This window comes from Rhodococcus sp. T9N, assembly GCF_024436645.1.
Lineage (GTDB): Bacteria > Actinomycetota > Actinomycetes > Mycobacteriales > Mycobacteriaceae > Rhodococcus_F > Rhodococcus_F qingshengii.
The window spans coordinates 125,956-140,266 of record NZ_JAMSKS010000015.1; the positions used below are offsets into that span (position 1 = coordinate 125,956).

The 14,311-nt window shown below is 63.3% G+C and carries 11 protein-coding genes; 6 read left to right on the plus strand and 5 right to left on the minus strand.

Going from position 1 to position 14,311, the window contains the following annotated elements; all coding sequences use genetic code 11:
• Window positions 1-75: 75 nt before the first annotated feature.
• Together M1L53_RS22995 and M1L53_RS23000 are read right to left on the minus strand one after the other, a co-directional pair.
• A complete protein-coding gene (locus tag M1L53_RS22995) occupies window positions 76-2,298 on the minus strand; it encodes a glycoside hydrolase family 3 C-terminal domain-containing protein (protein WP_054187697.1) in 2,223 nt (740 codons plus the stop codon).
• A gap of 71 nt (window positions 2,299-2,369) precedes the next feature.
• Entirely contained in the window at window positions 2,370-3,044 is a 675-nt protein-coding gene (locus M1L53_RS23000; protein ID WP_007730968.1) for a TetR family transcriptional regulator, read from the minus strand.
• Between the two features lie 127 nt (window positions 3,045-3,171).
• Between M1L53_RS23000 and aroQ the strand changes: the two genes are divergently transcribed.
• From aroQ to M1L53_RS23015, 3 genes are read left to right on the plus strand one after another with little or no spacing between them, the layout of a single operon-like run.
• Window positions 3,172-3,621, plus strand: a complete 450-nt coding sequence (aroQ, locus tag M1L53_RS23005; RefSeq protein WP_054187688.1) for a type II 3-dehydroquinate dehydratase — start codon at window positions 3,172-3,174, stop codon at window positions 3,619-3,621.
• The gene (locus tag M1L53_RS23010) at window positions 3,621-4,499 is read left to right on the plus strand and encodes a shikimate dehydrogenase (protein WP_054187687.1); all 879 of its coding nucleotides are present in this window, start codon (window positions 3,621-3,623) and stop codon (window positions 4,497-4,499) included. Before aroQ ends, M1L53_RS23010 begins: the two co-directional genes overlap by 1 nt.
• The gene (locus M1L53_RS23015; protein WP_030536642.1) at window positions 4,496-6,409 is read left to right on the plus strand and encodes a sugar phosphate isomerase/epimerase and 4-hydroxyphenylpyruvate domain-containing protein; all 1,914 of its coding nucleotides are present in this window, start codon (window positions 4,496-4,498) and stop codon (window positions 6,407-6,409) included. The genes M1L53_RS23010 and M1L53_RS23015 overlap by 4 nt, the downstream gene beginning before the upstream one ends.
• On the opposite strand, the gene fdhD is transcribed toward M1L53_RS23015, so the two are convergent.
• The gene (gene fdhD / locus M1L53_RS23020; RefSeq protein WP_003944453.1) at window positions 6,360-7,229 is read right to left on the minus strand and encodes a formate dehydrogenase accessory sulfurtransferase FdhD; all 870 of its coding nucleotides are present in this window, start codon (window positions 7,227-7,229) and stop codon (window positions 6,360-6,362) included. The two genes, M1L53_RS23015 and fdhD, sit on opposite strands and share 50 nt — an antisense overlap.
• 1 nt (window position 7,230) lies before the next feature.
• Complete coding sequence (locus tag M1L53_RS23025; protein ID WP_030536640.1) at window positions 7,231-9,540, minus strand: FdhF/YdeP family oxidoreductase; 2,310 nt, start codon at window positions 9,538-9,540, stop codon at window positions 7,231-7,233.
• Window positions 9,541-9,661: 121 nt separating this feature from the next.
• Between M1L53_RS23025 and M1L53_RS23030 the strand changes: the two genes are divergently transcribed.
• The 3 genes from M1L53_RS23030 to M1L53_RS23040 all read left to right on the plus strand — a co-directional run bounded on the left by M1L53_RS23030 (window position 9,662) and on the right by M1L53_RS23040 (window position 13,393).
• Window positions 9,662-10,669 carry an iron-siderophore ABC transporter substrate-binding protein gene (locus M1L53_RS23030; protein WP_030536639.1) on the plus strand — a complete coding sequence of 336 codons (1,008 nt, stop codon included), beginning with the start codon at window positions 9,662-9,664 and terminating at the stop codon, window positions 10,667-10,669.
• A gap of 63 nt (window positions 10,670-10,732) precedes the next feature.
• Window positions 10,733-11,347, plus strand: coding sequence for a GNAT family N-acetyltransferase (locus tag M1L53_RS23035; RefSeq protein WP_042450225.1), 615 nt, complete (start codon window positions 10,733-10,735; stop codon window positions 11,345-11,347).
• Window positions 11,348-11,359: 12 nt separating this feature from the next.
• Window positions 11,360-13,393 carry a S9 family peptidase gene (locus tag M1L53_RS23040; protein ID WP_030536637.1) on the plus strand — a complete coding sequence of 678 codons (2,034 nt, stop codon included), beginning with the start codon at window positions 11,360-11,362 and terminating at the stop codon, window positions 13,391-13,393.
• A 71-nt stretch (window positions 13,394-13,464) separates the two neighbouring features.
• Here the strand turns inward: M1L53_RS23040 and M1L53_RS23045 are convergent, their stop codons facing one another.
• Window positions 13,465-14,166, minus strand: a complete 702-nt coding sequence (locus tag M1L53_RS23045; RefSeq protein ID WP_019749074.1) for a hypothetical protein — start codon at window positions 14,164-14,166, stop codon at window positions 13,465-13,467.
• Window positions 14,167-14,311: the final 145 nt, after the last annotated feature.

Genomic DNA, 14,311 nt, shown 5'->3' on the forward strand with positions numbered 1-14,311 from the left:
ACAAGATTATTAACCAAATAGTTCATAAAAATCTACTGGCGGTCACGCTGCTCGTCGAAACCGCAGTTCAGAGAGTTAGGAGGCCGGCTGTGCTGCGGCCGCCACCAACTGCTCCACCTGTTCCTCGGTGATCCCGAGGCCGAAGGTGGCGAGTTTTCCGAGCGGCATCGAGCCTGCGAGTGCCATCATCTCGGGGCTGACCGCCTGTGCACCGTCGCCCGCTGCGGCAGCCATGGCGGCGCCGAGAACTGCGCTGCCGACGGGATGGGCGAGCCATTCGCCGATGGTCGACATGGCGTCGAGCGTGCCGACGCCGACGTTCCCGGCCAGGGTGATCGTGTCGGTGGTTGCGATGTCCCGAGACGAGAAGCCGACGCGGATCTCGTAGTCGCCGGCCTCGATCGCCCAGTCCTTTTCCGTGACAGACCAATAGGCAAATGCCCTGCTGTCGAGCGTGATGGTCACAGTCGCGGATTCGTCGGGGTCGAGGCGGACCTTGGCAAAGCCTTTCAATTCCTGCGCGGGTCGATCGATGCTTGCCGAGGCGTCGTGGACGTAGACCTGAACGACGCTGCTGCCCGATCGGTCGCCGCTGTTGCGCACGGTGACGGTCACTTCGGCGGAGTTCTCACCGGCCTCGACGGAGGTATCGGTGATGTCGAAGGTGGTGTAGCTCAGCCCGAACCCGAACGGGTACGCCACTTCGCGCAGCGCGGAGTCGTAGTAGCGGTATCCCACGTACAGGCCTTCGCCGTAGCGGACGTGCTGCTGTGATCCCGGGAAATGCAGATACGACGGATTGTCTTGGAGGCGAAGCGGAATGGTCTCCGTCAGGCGGCCGGACGGATTCGTGAGGCCGAACAGAAGATCGGCAATCGCCGAGCCGCCCGCCTGGCCGAGTAGCCAGCCCTCGAGGATTGCGGCGGCATGATCCTTCCAAGGCTCGATCGAAACCACACCGCCGTTGGCGAGCACGACGACCGTGTTCGGGTTCGCGCCGTGGACCGCTTCCAGCAGGGCGATCTGGTCAGCCGGCAGTTCGATGTCGGTTCGGTCGAATCCTTCGGATTCCGTGGCGGACGGTAGTCCGAGGAACAGCACCGCGACGTCGGCGCGGCGTGCGGCGTCGACAGCCTCGGTGACCATGTCGTCGTCCGGAGTGCCGTCGAAGGTGAAGCCCGGTGCGAAAGTGACGCGGTCGGCGCCTTCGAGGTCGAGTATCGCGTCCAAGGCATTGTCGAGCTTGGTTGGAACCACCTGCGAACTGCCGGCCCCCTGGTACCGCGGGCTGCACGCGAATTCGCCGATCACCGCGACGGTTTGCCCGCCGGGGGTCAGCGGCAGCAGTTCTCCGTCGTTCGCCAGCAATACAGCGGACTCCGCTGCAGCGGTCCGCGCCAGTTCGTGGTGACGCTCGACGTCGTACGTGTGGCCCTCGGTGCGCGCGGCGGCGGTGCGTGCCACCAGCGTCGCCAGGCGCTCGGCGGCAGTGGTGAGCACTGATTCGTCCAGGTCGCCGCCGCGCACGGCGTCGACGATCTGGGTATCGGTTCCGGTCGGCGGCATTTCCAGGTCGAGGCCCGCGGCGAGTGCCGCCACGCGGTCGTTGACCGCTCCCCAGTCCGAAACGACGAGGCCGTCGAAGCCCCACTGTTCGCGGAGTACCTCGGTGAGCAGCCAATGGTTCTGGCTCGAGTACACACCGTTGATCTTGTTGTACGAGCACATGACCGTCGTCGGGGCCGCGGTCTTGACGGCGTATTCGAAGCCGGCCAGATAGATCTCGCGCAGCGTCCGTTCGTCGACGTCGGCACTGACTCTCATCCGGTCGTGTTCTTGGTTGTTGACAGCGAAGTGCTTGAGCGAGGTTCCGACGCCGCGAGACTGGATGCCGGTGATCAGCGCTGCCGCGACGCGGCCGGAGAGGAATGGGTCCTCGGAGACGTATTCGAAATTCCTGCCACACAAGGGTGATCGTTTGATGTTGATGCCTGGGCCGAGGAGGACCGAGACCTGTTCGGCTTTGGCTTCGTCGCCCAGAGCCTCACCGACCTGGCGGATGAGGTCGAGGTTCCACGACGAGCCCAACCCGACCGCCGGTGGGAAACATGTCGCTGGAATGCTGTGGCCGAGTCCGAGTGCGTCGCCGCCCTCGGGCTGTTTCCGGACTCCGTGCGGACCGTCGGTCAGGAGTATCGATTCGATTCCGGCAACGGACTGGCTGTGCCAGAAATCCGAGCCGGACGTCAACGACGCGTTCTCCTCGAGTGAAAGCCCGTCTACGTAATTCTCGGTCACGTCATTCCTCCCGGTGGCAGCTGTGAGTTCCACTCACCACCGTAGGGGGATTTTTCGGACTTCGGGGTGGGTCAGGACGGCGCCTTCGAGGTCAGGAAGGCAACAACCATGTCGCCGAGCATGGTTCGAAGATGCTCACGATGCGTCGAGTCGGTCAGGTCGCGGTCGAAGAGCGCTTTGAAGGTGTAACGATTGGCGATACGAAAGACGCAGTAACTGCTGATCAACATGTGAATATCGAGAGCATCTACGTCGGAGCGGAATGCTCCCGACTGCTGTCCGTCGTGGAGGATCTGCGAGACCAGGTCGGCGGCGGGGGCGCCGAGACCGCTGAGTAGCTCGGATTTCTCGATGTGCTCACCGCGGAGCATGTTCTCGTTGGCTACCAGCCGAATGAAGTTCGGGTGTTGTTCGTGGTGGTCGAAGGTGAGTTCGGCCAAGGCGCGGACTGCTGCCGTGGGTTTCAATCCCTCGAGGTCGAGTTCACGTTCCTGCGCACGAATGACGCTGTACGCGTGTTCGAGGACGGACTTGTACAGCCCTTCCTTGTCGGTGAAGTAGTAGTAGATCATGCGCTTGGTGGTGTGAGTCTTGGTTGCGATCTCGTCCACTCGGGCGCCGGCAAAGCCTTTGTCGGCAAACTCCTCGGTGGCGACGGCGATGATGTTCACCCTGGTCAGATCGCTGTTTCGGCGTCGTTTCTCCGGCTTCGACACCACGGAGTTCACTGACTGCTCGGAAACCATGTGCTCACTCTATCTGTCAGCAGTTTGTCGACTTTGCTTGTCGAGTCCGCGTCGGGGGAGTAACGTCCAGTGAACTAACTCACTAGTTCGTACATTAGTTTCGAGCGTCAACCCCGAGGTGCCCCTGATGACTTCATCTCTACCGATTCTGGTCCTCAACGGGCCCAACTTGAATTTGTTGGGCCAGCGCCAACCGGAGTTCTACGGGAGAGACACGCTGGACGACGTAGTTTCCCGCTGTGAAGCGGCGGCCGCGAAGTTCGGAGCGGTGGTCGAGGCAAGGCAGTCGAACCACGAGGGCCAACTGATCGATTGGATCCACGAGGCCAGGGGAAACGTTGCGGGCATCGTCATCAATCCCGGTGGGTACTCGCATACCTCCGTTGCGTTGCGTGACGCTCTGGTCACACTCGATGCCCCCGTCGTGGAGGTGCACATCAGCAACATCCACAGTCGCGAAGAATTCCGTCACCACTCGTATGTCTCCGGCATCGCCGACGCCGTCATCTGTGGATTGGGAATCGACGGATACAGCGCCGCAGTCGAATTCGTCTGCATCCGAGAAGGGAAGAACTGATGAGCGATTCGATGCTCTGCGGTCTGATCGGCACCGGAATCGGAGCCTCTTTGACTCCGATCATGCACGAGGAAGAAGGGCGCAGACAGGGTCTTCCGTACGTCTACCGCATCCTCGATCTCGACGTGATGGGCATGGCGCCGTCGGACATCGGTGAACTTCTCACCTATGCACGACGTTTCGGGTTCCGCGGCCTCAACATCACTCACCCGTGCAAGCAGTTGGTGATCGAGCACCTCGACGAGCTCTCGCCCGATGCGAGCCGGCTCGGCGCGGTGAACACGGTCCTCTTCGACTCCGGCAAGGCGATCGGACACAACACCGATTGGTCGGGCTTCGGCCGAAATTTCGACGACGGACTTCCCGGAGCACAGCTCGATCGTGTCGTGCAGCTCGGTGCCGGCGGAGCCGGTGCGGCGGTTGCCTATGCCGCGCTCACCCGTGGCGTCGGGACACTGACGTTGGTCGATTCGAGCCTGCCTCGCGCGCAGGAACTTGCACAAACCTTCGCGCAGCAGTTTCCGGCGCAGGTTGTCGAGGCGCGGCATACGAGCGACCTCGCCGAAGTGCTCGGCAAGGCAAACGGATTGATCCACGCGACGCCGATGGGAATGGCGGCTCATCCCGGAATGGCGTTCTCGCCAGATCTGCTTCGCCCTGATCTGTGGGTGGCCGAAATCGTCTACCGTCCACTCGAAACCGAACTGTTGCGTCAGGCAAGGTTGATCGGAGCCCCGACGCTCAGCGGAGGCGGAATGACTGTCTTCCAGGCCGTCGACGCGTTCCGGATCTTCACGGGCATCGAGCCCGACAGTAAGCGCATGCTCGCGCACATGACGGAACTTGTACACGGCGAACAGACTGCGGCAGCGCTGTGAGTGCCCCGGTCCGGACGTCGATCGCGACGGTATCGCTCAGTGGCACTCTCGAGGAGAAGCTCGACGCCATCGCTGCTGCCGGCTTCGACGGCTTCGAGGTGTTCGAGCCGGATTTTGTTGCTTCGCCGTGGTCCCCGAAGGAATTACGAACGAGGGCTGCGGATCTGGGCTTGACCCTCGATCTGTATCAGCCGTTCCGTGACTTCGACACGGTGGACGAGGCCCAATTTGCTCGGAATCTTGTTCGAGTGCAACGCAAATTCGAGCTCATGGATCAACTGGGGTGCGAGACGCTCCTGGTGTGCTCCTCGCCCCTGCCGACCGCAAGTCACGATGACGGTCAGTTGACAGAGCAATTCGGAGCTCTCGCCGAACTGGCGTCCGAGCACGGCAAGAAGGTTGCCTATGAGGCGCTCGCGTGGGGTGCCCACGTCAACACGTACGGCCATGCGTGGCAGATCGTCGAGGGCGTCGACCATCCTTCGCTCGGTACCTGTCTGGACAGCTTTCACATCCTCTCGCGCGGTGACGATCCCGCCGGAATTCGCGAGATTCCCGGCGAGAAGATCTTCTTCCTCCAGTTGGCGGACGCTCCGTTCTTGGCGATGGACATCCTCCAGTGGAGCCGGCATCACCGAAACTTCCCGGGGCAGGGCAGCTTCGATCTCAATGCGTTCGCTCAGCATGTCTACGCCACCGGTTACGACGGACCGTGGTCGCTCGAGATCTTCAACGACGTATTCCGCCGCGCCGACACCCAGCGGACGGCAATCGACGCTCATCGGTCGCTCCTGCATCTGGAAGAACAGGTCGCCGCCGCGAACCCTGCCGCCGGTGGACCCACGCTGTTCACCGCCCCGGAGCGCACACCGCTCGAAGGAATCGTGTCTCTGCGAATCGCGGCGGGTCCGGCGAAACAGGACCAGGTGCACTCGATGCTCTCCCGCGTCGGTTTTCATCTGGTCGGACGGCACCACGATCACGATTTGCAGTTGTGGCGGCACGGACCGCTCACCGTTGCCGTGGATGCGACTGCGGGCACGGTGTGGACGGCGCCCGGGCTGCCTGCGGATCTACCGGTTCTCACTCAGATCGGCATCCGGGCAACCGAACCCGAGGTGTGGGGAGAGCGCGCTCTGGCTCTCGAAGTGCCGGCGACGCGCGTGCAGTTGCCGGGGTCGAGCGACGAGAACTCCGAGGTACCGGACGTCGTACGCCTGAAGGTCACCGATGCGACATCGATCGACCTTCGTGGCCCCGGCAGCGCTGCAGCGTGGGAATCGGCATTCGAGATCTACCCGCTGCCCGCCGAGCGCAATCGTGAACAGGGCGCAGTGTTCACCGGGATCGACCACGTGGCACTGGCGGTTCCGGCCGAGAGCTGGGACGGCATCATGCTGCTCCTACGGTCCGTGTTCGAGATGCAACCACACGAGGGGCAGGACGTCACCGATTCTGTCGGCCTCATGCGAAGCCAGGCGCTCACGCTCGTTCAAGGCGGTGACGGACATACCCTGCGCATCTCGCTGAACATGGTGGAGGGAAGTCGAAGTGGGCTGCCGACGGTCCGTCGCGGCGGCGTCAGCCACGTCGCCTTCGCGTGTGAGAACATCTTCGGTGCCGCTGCGTCCATGCAGGACTGGGGATTTGCTCCGCTACCCATTTCCCCGAACTACTACGACGATCTGGACGCGCGTTTCGGACTGAATCCGGAACTGCTCGACCGGATGCGCAGCACCGGAATTCTTTACGACGCGGACGCTCACGGCGAGTTCTTCCACCTGTTCACCCCGACCGTCGGGGGAGACCTGTTCTTCGAGGTCGTGCAGCGGGTGGGTGGATACGAGGGCTACGGGGAAGTCAACTCCGCTGTGCGACTGTCGGCTCAGTTGCGTGCGAGTTCGACGTGACCTCGACTCGGTGCGGGTGCGAGTAGACGTTCATCGAATCGCCGCGGATGAAACCGGCGAGAGTCAGCCCGGACTCCTGCGCTAGTTCCACTGCCAGCGACGACGGCGCGGAGACAGCACCGAGGATCGGAATGCCGGCCATGACGGCCTTCTGGACGAGTTCGAACGACGCCCGCCCGCTGACGATCAAGATCGTGTCGTAGAGGGGCACTCGGCCGTCGGTGATGGCCCAACCGATCACCTTGTCGACGGCGTTGTGACGGCCGACATCCTCGCGCAGTGCAAGGAGTTCGCCGGTGGCGGTGAACAATCCGGCCGCGTGCAGGCCACCGGTGCGCTCGAAGATCCGTTGGCTCTCCCGCAGTGTGACCGGCATGGCCGACAGGATGGTCGAGGTGACGGAAGTCGTGTCACCGACCAGCGGATGTCGCGTCGTGGTTCGGACGGCGTCGAGCGAGGTCTTGCCGCACACTCCGCACGCGGAACTGACGACGGTGTTGCGGTCGGTGGTGTGGTCGGGCAACGGCACTCCGGGAGCGAGAGCGATGTCGAGGACGTTGTACGTGTTCGCACCGGATTCGTCGACGCCGTCGCAGTAGCGGACGACGCTCACGTCGTCGCGGGTGGCGATGACACCTTCGCTGAGAAGGAATCCGTGCACGAGATCGACGTCGTTGCCGGGGGTCCGCATCGTCACTGCCAGCACCTGACCGCCAACTCTCATTTCGAGTGGTTCCTCGACGGCCAGCGTGTCGGGGCGCGTGACGACCCGATCACCCGAGATTCGAACGACCGGTGTTCGTGCGGTGACTCGTCCCATCTCAGGCGCCCGATGCTTCGAGTCGAACGGTGACGGCCTTCGACACCGGCGTGTTCGACTTGGCTGCAACGTGTTCGAGGGGAACGAGCGGATTTGTCTCGGGGTAGTACGCCGCAGCATTGCCGCGCGGGGTGTCGTAGGAGACGATGCGGAATTCCGTGACCCGACGCTCTTCGAGTGTGCCGTCGGGTGTTGTCCACTCGGACACGATGTCGACGAGATCGCCGTCACGGAATCCGAGCGCGGTGATGTCTTCGGCGTTGACGAGGATGACTTTGCGTCCGCCCTTGATGCCGCGGTATCTGTCGTCGAGGCCGTAGATCGTGGTGTTGTACTGGTCGTGGCTGCGCATCGTCTGCAGAATCAGGCGCCCACTCGGAGTGGGTATCCAGTGCAGGTCGTTCACGCCGAAGTTGGCTTTGCCGGTGTGCGTGCGGAACTCACGCGAGTCACGCGGCGGGTGGGGGAGTTGGAATCCGTCTGGCTCTCGAACGCGGGAGTTGTAGTTTTCGCAGCCTGGCACTACCCGTGAGATGGAATCGCGGATCAGATCGTAGTTGCCCTCGAAGGCCGACCAGCGGACGGAGTGATCGTTGCCGAGTAGTTCGCGGGCGAGTTGGCAGATGATGGCGACTTCGCTACGCAGGTAGGGGCTGACCGGTGTGAGGCGTCCGCGCGACAGGTGCACCATGGACATCGAATCCTCCACGGAGACAAGCTGCTTTCCGCCGGCTTGGACGTCGAGGTCGGTGCGTCCGAGGGTGGGGAGGATGATCGCGGTCTGCCCGTGGACCACGTGACTGCGGTTCAGCTTGGTGGACACCTGCACGGTGAGTTCGCATTGACGCAACGCTGTTTCAGTCGCTGCGGTGTCCGGGCTTGCCTGGATGAAGTTGCCGCCCATCGCCATGAAGAAGCTTGCCTTGCCTGCGTTCATGGCGCGGATCGCGTCGACGGTGTCCCATCCGTGCTTGCGGGGACTCGAGATCGAGAACTCGGTATCGAGCGCGGCCAGGAACTCTTCCGGCATCTTTTCCCAGATGCCCATCGTGCGGTCACCCTGGACATTGGAGTGTCCTCGCACCGGACAAACGCCGGCACCGGGTTTGCCCATCATTCCACGCATGAGCAGCAGGTTGACTGCTTCTTCGATGGTGGCGACTCCGTGTGTGTGCTGAGTGATCCCCATGGCCCAGCAGGTGACGGTTCGCTCGGATCGGGCAAGTGCGGCAGCCGTTTCCTCGAGCTGTGCCATCGACAGACCCGTTGCCTCGAGTACCGTGTCGAGATCGACCGCGCGGATGTGCTTCTCGTATTCGTCCCAACCGGCGCAGTACCGGTCGACGAAAGCGCGGTCGACGACCGTCCCGGGAGCGCGATCTTCCTGCTCGAGCAGCAGCTTCCCCAGGCCTTGGAACAGCGCCATGTCGCCGCCCAGCCGGATCTGCAGGAACTCGTCCGCGATGTCGACTCCGTGCCCGATCACGCCGGACACCTTCTGTGGATCCTTGAACCTGCGCAATCCCGCCTCGGGTAGAGGATTGATGGCAATGATCTTGGCGCCGTTGCTCTTTGCCTTCTCCAGCGTCGAGAGCATTCGAGGGTGGTTGGTGCCGGGGTTCTGTCCGGCGATGAGGATGAGATCGGCGTTCTCGAGGTCGGGAACCGTCACCGAGCCTTTGCCGATGCCGATGGATTCGGTCAGTGCGCTTCCGGACGACTCGTGACACATGTTGGAACAGTCGGGCATGTTGTTGGTGCCGTAGCTGCGAATCATCAACTGGTAGAGAAACGCGGCTTCGTTGGACGTGCGACCGGAGGTGTAGAACACCGCTTCGTCCGGCGATGCGAGGCCGTTCAGATGTTCGGCGATCAGTGCGTACGCGCCGTCCCAGTCGATCGGCCGGTAATGGGTTGCTCCCGGCGTCAGGACCATCGGGTGCGTCAGTCGCCCCTGCTGTCCGAGCCAGTAGTCGGTCTTGCCTTCGAGATCGGCGATCGAGTGCTCCGCGAAGAATTCGGGTGTGACGGTGCGAAGCGTTGCTTCCTCGGCAACAGCCTTCGCTCCGTTCTCGCAGAATTCGGCGGGCTTGCGATGTCCGGGAGTCTCCGGCCACGCACACCCCGGGCAGTCGAAGCCGTGTCGCTGGTTGAGTCTGGTGAGCGTTCGGGCGGTCCGCAAGGCTCCCATCTGCTCGATTCCTCGTTGCAGCGACACCAGAACGGCCGGAACTCCGGCGGCGTAGTCCTTGGGGTGCGTGACTTCGAGATCCGATTCGTCGATGTCCTTCGAGGGGCCCTGGCGCGTCATGTCTCCATAGTGGCCCGAACGGCGCGGTACTGCCATCGAATGGGCCGGTCGAACTAGCCGGAATGAAGCTTTCATCGGCTAGCCTTACCTACCGAACCAGCAGACTTTAAGGGGTAGGAACATGGATCGAACGGACGCAGGTCGGCTGACCCGGCGCGGATTTCTGATCGGCACGTCGGGAGCGTTGCTGGCATTCGCCGCAGCCTGCTCCAGTTCGAACGACGAGGACACACCTCCCAGCGGTGACTCTGCGGAATCGATCACCCACAAGTTCGGGGCTACGGAGTTGCCCAAGGATCCGCAGCGGATCGTCAGTGTCGGATACAACGATCAAGATGCGATCCTGGCGCTCGGTGGGACCTTGGTTGGAACCTTCGACTGGTACGGCGATTACCCCTACGGAGTGTGGCCCTGGGCGCAGCCGCTGCTGAACGGGGCGACTCCCGAGATCATCGGAACTGCGGGCACCACCATTCAGATGGAGAAGGTCGCTGCCACGACACCCGACCTCATTGTCGGCACCTACTCCGGGCTCACTCAGGCGCAATACGACAAACTCAGTGCCATTGCGCCGACGGTGGCGCAGCCCAAGGAGTTCGCGGATTACGGAATCCCCTGGCAGAACCAGACGACCATCATCGGCGAAGCGTTGGGGCAGCAGGGTAAGGCCACCGAGCTGATCGCCGGCGTCGACCAGAAGTTCGCCGACGTGAAGACGGCCAATCCGGCGTTTGCCGGCAAGACCGTTCTGGTCGGCGCGTTGAAGGGGCCGGGGCAGTTCGGGGTCTACGGACCGGAAGACCCGAAGGTGCGGTTCTTCACCGAACTCGGATTCGTGAATCCGCCTGTCACCGATCAGATCACGGGTAACTTCGCCGAGATCAGCACCGAGCAACTCTCGCTCGCGGACGTCGACGTACTCGTCTGGTACGCCGGTGGCGGCTACGGCGACAAGCTTCGCGCGGAGCTGGACAAGACCCCGATCTACCAGGAACTCGACGTCGTGAAGGACGGCCGCGCGATCATTCTGGAAGACGCTGCTGCCGAAGCCATGACGTGGAGCACCGTACTGAGCTTGCCGTACGCGCTCGAACAGATTCCGCCGCGGATTGCGGGCTTGCTCGTCTGATCGGTTCAAGGACAGCGCTGTTCAAAGTCCAGTGATTCGGACAGTCGGCGGTACTCTCGCCTCATGGGTGTACACGTACGGCCGGCTGTCCGATCCGATATTCCGGCACTGTCGGCAGTGTTGGCCGAGGCGTTCGAAGATGATCCCTTGATGGCGTGGATGTTGCCGGACGAGGCCACCAGGGCTGATCGCCTGACGAAACTGTTTGCCGCAGAAGCTCGTTACCACCACCTCGCCGGGGGCGGCGTCGAGGTGGCCACCGACGACAACGGCCTGATCGGCGGGGCAACTCTGTGGGATCCGCCGGGGCGGTGGAAGCAGTCGTGGATTTCCGGGCTCGTGAGCCTGCCCGCAATGGTGCGTGTCTTCGGCAGGGGCCTACGACACGCGGCCGAGGTCAGCTCCGTTCTCGAAGGAGCACACCCGAATTCGCCGCACTGGTATCTCGCGACCGTCGGGACCGGCAGCGCGGCGCGCGGTGGGGGATACGGCAAAGCGCTGCTGAACTCTCGGTTGGAGCGTTGTGACCGTCAACATGTCGACGCTTACCTCGAGAGCAGCAAGGAATCGAACATCCCGTACTACAACCGCTTCGGTTTCGAAGTGACCCGTGACATCGTCATGCCAGGCGGCGGGCCGACGATCTACGCAATGATGCGTCAACCGCGGGGCGCGTGATACGAACTAGTGGTGACCCAGATTCCCGAGCTCCACGCAGGCACACCGTTCGACGAACTCGACGACTACATCGCTCTGGCCAGGTTGTCCGGCCTGGTGTTGTCACCTGACGGCTCGCTGCTGATCTGCGCGCGCGCCGTTCTCGACGACAAGAGCGCCGAATACGTGTCCTCGTTGTGGGAGATCGACCCGGAAGGCCGGCGTCCTGCGCGTCGGTTGACCTGGGGTTCGACCAGCGAGTCCGGTGCTGCCTTCGCGTTCGACGGCGACGTGCTCTTCACTGCCACGCGAGCCGTGCCGGGCGAGAGTGATCCGCAACCAGCACTCTGGCGCCTACCAGCGGCGGGCGGAGAAGCTCAGCTGCTGATCTCGCGTCCCGGTGGTGTCTCGTCGGTATCAGCGGCGAAGGCGGCGCCGACGTTCGTGGCCCAGACGTCGGTCATGGCTTCGGCGATCAGCCTCGACCAGGACGATCAGGTGCGATCGGCGCGCAAGGACAAGAAAGTCACGGCGATGCTGCACACCGGTTATCCGGTGCGCCACTGGGACCACGACCTGGGCCCCGATCATCCGCATCTGGTTGTGGCCGAGACGGATTCGAAGGAATCCGTCGAGTTGCGGGACATCACACCGACGGCAGGCGCAGCGCTGCGGGAGACGTCGACCACGATTTCCGACGACGGTCTCTTCGTCGTGACCACGTGGACTGTCGGCGATGCGAGTGCCGCCCGCCGATCGACGTTGGTTCGGATCGACACGGTGACCGGTGACCGAGTCACGCTTGTCGACGAGGCCGACGCGGACGTCTACAACCCGGTGCTCTCGCCGGACGGAACCAAGCTCGCGTTCATCCGGGAGACACTCACCACACCGGAGTCCGCACCACGAATGACTCTGCAGCTCTACGACTTCGGATCCGGTGCCGTGACCGGCGTCGCCGACGGCTGGGATCGCTGGCCTACCTCACTTGCCTGGCTACCCGACGGATCCGGGCTGGTCGTCACCGCTGACGACGGCGGCCGCGGTCCGATCTTCACCATCGACCTGTGGGGCCAACCAGTGCGCCTGACAGCCGACGACGCGGCGTACACCGACGTTCGAGTGGCGCCGGACGGTGAGTCGATCTACGCGTTGCGAGCCTCGTACGAAGCGCCCCCGCACGTGGTGCGGGTCGATCTGCGATCAGGTGAGATCACCGCACTTCGTGGGCCCGACACTTTGCCGGAGCTGCCGGGAACACTGACCGAGATCACCGCGCGTGCCGAGGACGGTTCGACGGTGCGTAGCTGGTTGGCGCTGCCGACGGGCGCCGCGCCGCATGCACCGGTGCCATTGCTTCTCTGGGTCCACGGCGGCCCACTCGGTTCGTGGAACACCTGGTCCTGGCGGTGGAATCCGTGGCTGCTCGTCGCCAAGGGCTATGCAGTACTGCTACCAGATCCCGCGCTCTCGACCGGATACGGCCAGGACTTCGTCCAGCGGGGGTGGGGTCAGTGGGGCAAGGCGCCCTTCACCGATCTGATGGCGATCACCGATGCTGCTGTCGCCCAGCCCGAGATCGACCCCAAGCGAACAGGCGCGATGGGTGGTTCGTTCGGTGGTTACATGGCCAACTGGATTGCCGGACATACCAACCGTTTCGACGCCATCGTCACCCACGCGAGTCTGTGGGCACTCGATCAATTCGGCCCGACGACGGACGCTGCCTGGTACTGGCAGCGCGAGATGTCGCCTGAGATGGCCGTCGAGAATTCGCCGCATCTGTACGTCGCGGACATCACGACTCCGATGCTGGTCATCCATGGCGACAAGGACTACCGGGTTCCGATCGGTGAGGGCTTGCGACTCTGGTACGAACTGCTTGCCGAGTCAGGTCTGCCCGCCGACGACGACGGGAAAACGGACCATCGCTTCCTCTACTTCCCCGACGAGAATCATTGGGTGCTCAAGCCGCAGCACACCAAGATCTGGTACGAGGTGGTCACCGCGTTCCTCTCCGAGCACGTTCTCGGCGAAGATGTCGCGCTACCGGAGATTCTGGGCTGAACCCGCGCGTGCCTCGTTCGGATGAAACACCGAACGAGGCACGAGCGTCTTCGCGTGGATCCGGACCGGAATCAGGCGCCGGGGCAACGAACGGTGTACGACCACTCGGTGTGGTCAGGGCCCGTGACGCGAACCAGAACGGACGACGCCCCACCGGCGGGCACGTTGACGACAGCTGAACCAGTTCCCTCGTTGATGTTGTCGCCGATGTATCCGGTGCTGTGGATCAACCGACCTTCGTAGTACACCTCGATCAGGTCCGGGACGTTTTCGGTCTCGTAGCCGAGCACGAACGAGGTCGGGCCACCGCGGCCGAGTTCGTGCTTGGTGCTGGTGATTCCTGCGCCGCCCGAGACGGTCGAGGCGTCGCAGCGCTGCGTGGGCGCAAATGATCCGCCGCCGCCGCTGCCGCTGGCCAGGCCACTGAGAATGTCCCTGACGTTGCCACTGGCCAGGCCGTTGACGATGTCCGTCGCGCTGGTCGAGCCGGCGTTCAGGCCGCCGAGGACGTCGTTGAGGTTCCCAGTGGCGATCCCGCCGACGATGTCACCCACGCTGCCGCTGGCGATGCCGTTTGCGATGTCGTTCCCGATATCGCCGACGCTTCCGTTGATCGTGGCGCTGCCACTGTCGATGCTTCCTTGCACACTTTCTTCGATGCCGGGGGCAGCAGACGCAGTCGCCGGAAGCACGAGGGCAACCGCCGCTCCGATCGTCGCGGCCGCCGCCAAGGTTCGAACGCCGGGACGGCGAGAACTCCAGTTGTTCAACATATTTGCTCCACAGGTCGTTGGTCGGTCGTCCTTCAGAGCGATCCTGTCAGCGGAGCGGATCGGTGAATATCGTTTGTTCGGCTGACCCCGGACTGCGGGGCAGTCGTTCGTGTGCGCTGCGGCGGCCGACGGGCGAATTCGTTCA